At 67.3% G+C, this 3,523-nt stretch carries 4 protein-coding genes; 3 read left to right on the top strand and 1 reads right to left on the bottom strand.

From position 1 onward, the window contains the following. The 3 genes from urtC to urtE all read left to right on the top strand — a co-directional run. Positions 1 to 789: urea ABC transporter permease subunit UrtC (urtC, locus tag AC1D15_RS22570; protein WP_477827725.1), on the top strand; the 789-nt coding region annotated here is incomplete at its 5' end. Next, entirely contained in the window at positions 786 to 1,679 is an 894-nt protein-coding gene (gene urtD, locus AC1D15_RS22565; protein ID WP_477827724.1) for an urea ABC transporter ATP-binding protein UrtD, read from the top strand. The genes urtC and urtD, both read left to right, overlap by 4 nt. A gap of 3 nt (positions 1,680 to 1,682) precedes the next feature. After that, a complete protein-coding gene (gene urtE, locus AC1D15_RS22560) occupies positions 1,683 to 2,375 on the top strand; it encodes an urea ABC transporter ATP-binding subunit UrtE (protein WP_477827723.1) in 693 nt (230 codons plus the stop codon). Between the two features lie 13 nt (positions 2,376 to 2,388). Here the strand turns inward: urtE and AC1D15_RS22555 are convergent. Continuing rightward, the coding region (locus AC1D15_RS22555; protein WP_477827722.1) for a phospholipase D-like domain-containing protein at positions 2,389 to 3,523 on the bottom strand (1,135 nt) is incomplete at its 5' end.

The following is a 3,523-nucleotide window of genomic DNA, read 5'->3' as shown; positions in this document are numbered from 1 at the left end:
CTGCCCGACTTCATGGTGTTCCTCGACTGGAAGACGCTGCCGTGGCACTGGGCCTTCAGCGACAGCTTCATCGCGACGCTGCTGCTGATCGTGTTGGTGCCGGGGCTGCTCGCGTTCGTGTTCGGCTTCTTCGCGTTCCGTTCGCGCATCAAGGGCGTGTACTTCTCGATCATCACGCAGGCGATGACGTACGCGGCGATGCTGCTGTTCTTCCGCAACGAGACCGGCTTCGGCGGCAACAACGGCTTCACCGACTTCAAGCGCATCCTCGGCCACCCGATCGCGACGCCGTCGATGCGGATGACGCTGTTCGTGCTGAGCGGCCTGGCGCTGATCGGCTTCTTCCTGCTTGCCCGCTGGCTGGTGGGCAGCAAGTTCGGCCGCGTGCTGCAGGCGATCCGCGATGCCGAGAGCCGCGTGATGTTCACCGGCTACGACCCGCTGCGCTACAAGCTGTGCATCTGGGTGATCTCGGCGGTGATGTGCGGCATCGCGGGCGCGCTCTACGTGCCGCAGGTGGGCATCATCAACCCGGGCGAGATGTCGCCGGCGGCGAGCATCGAGATCGCGATCTGGGCGGCGGTGGGCGGGCGCGGCACGCTGGTCGGGCCGATCTTGGGCGCGTTCTTCGTCAATGGCGCAAAAAGTTGGTTTACGCAAGTGTTCCCCGAGTTCTGGTTGTACTTCCTCGGCGCGCTGTTCATCGCGGTGACGCTGTTCCTGCCGCAGGGCATCGTCGGGCTGGCGCGCAAGCTGGGCGGCAAGGACAAGAGCGAGGTGAAGGCATGACGCCCGAGCTGATGGAGGCCGGCGCACGCGTGCGCGAGGCGCTGGCGAACAGGCAGCAGGGCGGCCCCGGCACCTCGGGCGGGCGAACGGCGAGCTATGGCAGCGTGGTCGAGGAGGGCGTGCTCGACACCCGGCACGGCGCGATCCTGTACCTGGACGACATCACCGTCAGCTTCGACGGTTTCAAGGCGCTGAACGCGCTGTCGCTGAGCATCAGCGCCGGCGAGCTGCGCTGCATCATCGGCCCGAACGGCGCCGGCAAGACGACGATGATGGACGTCATCACCGGCAAGACCCGGCCCGATGCCGGCAAGGCCTTCTTCGGCTCGACCATCGACCTGCTGCGGCTGCGCGAGAACGAGATCGCGTCGATCGGCATCGGCCGCAAGTTCCAGAAGCCCACCGTGTTCGAGCAGCTGACGGTGTTCGAGAACCTGGAGCTCGCGCTGAAGGCCGACCGCGGCGTGCGCTCGTCGATGTTCTTCCGGCTGAACGGCGAGCAGCTCGACCGCATCGGCGCGATGCTGGCGCTGATCCACCTGAAGGATGGCGCGCAGCGCGTCGCCGGGCTGCTGTCGCACGGGCAGAAGCAGTGGCTGGAGATCGGCATGCTGCTGATGCAGGACCCGAAGCTGCTGCTGCTCGACGAGCCGGTGGCCGGCATGACCGACGAAGAGACCGAGCGCACCGCCGAGCTGTTCCTGTCGCTCGAAGGCAGCCACTCGCTGGTGGTGGTCGAGCACGACATGAAGTTCATCGGCGAGCTGACGCAGAACGGACGCAACGGCAAGAAGGTGACGGTGCTGCACGAGGGCAGCGTGCTGGCCGAAGGGCTGCTGTCGGAAGTCCAATCCAACGACAAGGTCGTCGAGGTCTACCTGGGCCGCTGAATCATGTTGAAAGTCGAAGGCATCAACCAGTACTACGGGGGGTCGCACATCCTGCGCAACCTCGGCTTCGAGGCGAAGCTCGGCGAGGTGACCGTGGTGCTCGGCCGCAACGGCGTGGGCAAGACGACGCTGCTGAAGAGCCTGATGGGCGTGGTGCCGGTGAAGACCGGCGGCATCCAGCTCGATGGCCAGGACATCACGCACGACACGCCGTACGAGCGGGTGCGCAAGGGCGTGGGCTACGTGCCGCAGGGCCGCGAGATCTTCGGCCGGCTGACGGTCGACGAGAACCTGCGCATGGGCCTCGCGTACAAGCGCGGCGGCACGCCGGTGCCGGCCGAGCTGTTCGAGCTGTTCCCGGTGCTCAAGCAGATGATCAACCGCCGCGGCGGCGATCTCTCGGGCGGGCAGCAGCAGCAGCTGGCGATCGCGCGCGCGCTGGCGGCCGGGCCGAAGCTGCTGATCCTCGACGAGCCGACCGAAGGCATCCAGCCGAGCATCATCAAGGACATCGGCCGCGTGATCCGCATGCTGGCCGACCGCAAGACGATGGCCATCGTGCTGGTCGAGCAGTACTACGACTTCGCGGCCGAGCTCGCCGACCAGTACCTGGTGATGGAGCGCGGCGAGATCATCCAGCGCGGGCGCGGGCAGAACATGGAAGCCGAGGGCGTGYGGGACCGGATGTCGATCTAGCCGCGCGTCACGCCTACTGCCCCGAGAAATACACCCGCCGCAACGCCCGGTCCGACCCCGCCTTGAAGTAGCTCTGCCCCGCACCGCCGCCGCCGTGGATCCAGTCCGGCGACGGCACCAGGTACTTGCGCAGCAAGGCATTCGCCGGCGAGGTCGCGTCCTTGAACTGCAGCGACTCGCGGAAGGCGTAGTGCGTGAACAGCCGCATGAACTCGCCGAGGTAGACATCGGCCACCGCGGTGTCGCCGCGGATCACCAGCATGTTCTCGTCGTTGTCGGTGGTCGATGCCGCCGAGAAGTTGGCCGAGCCCACCACCACGGTCGGCGTGTCGCCGAGCGGGTCCACCAGCATGTACTTCGTGTGCACGTACAGCACGTGCGCCTCGTCGGCGATGCGGTCGAGCTCGGCCAGCCAGCGGTCGAACAGGTTCAGCTCGACCCGGTTGCCCACGGCCACCGTCACGTTCGGATGCCGGCGGATGCGGTCGACCTCGGCGGCCTGCGCCTTGTAGGTCTTGCCGGTGCCCTTCTTCTCCATCAGCGCGAAGCGCAGCACGCCGTCGGTCTTGTCGTACGAGGGCACGAAGCGGCTGTTCATGCCGAAGGCGAAGGTCATGAACACGCCGCGCTGCGCACCGGCCGCCAGGCCCGCGTACCAGTCGAGCGCCTCCAGGCCGAGCCGCGGCGAGAACAACGCGTCCAGCGGCGAGCCGTCGGCCGGCAGCGGCGACAGGGCCTCGTCCTTCGTCGCGGTCGGCTTGCGCGTCTCGTCACGGTCGAGCAGCAGCCAGTACTGGTGGTACCGGGCCGCGATCGCGTCGTCGCGCACGATGTGCGCATTGTTCGAATGGCCGAACATGCCGTTCACGCTCAGGTTGGTGGAGCCGGTCCAGACCTGCTTCGGCACGCCCGCCTGCCGCAGCACCAGGAACTTGTTGTGCGCGAACCCGCCCGAGTGCTCGCGCGACTTGACCATGCCGTCCATGCCCTGGCCTTCCAGCGCCTTTTCGTTGCCCTCGCCCTGGCTGTCGCCGTCGTAGAGCACCGAGACGACGGCGCCGCGCGCCTTCGCGGCCTTCAGTGCGGTGTAGATGCGCGGGCTCTTGAACTCGAAGAACGCGCCCAGCAGTTCATCGCCGGCCTGGGCC

The organism is Rhizobacter sp. P2_H2 (assembly GCF_056403375.1).
Note: the sequence above shows the minus strand (reverse complement) of the source record. Positions and strands in the feature narration are given on the sequence as shown.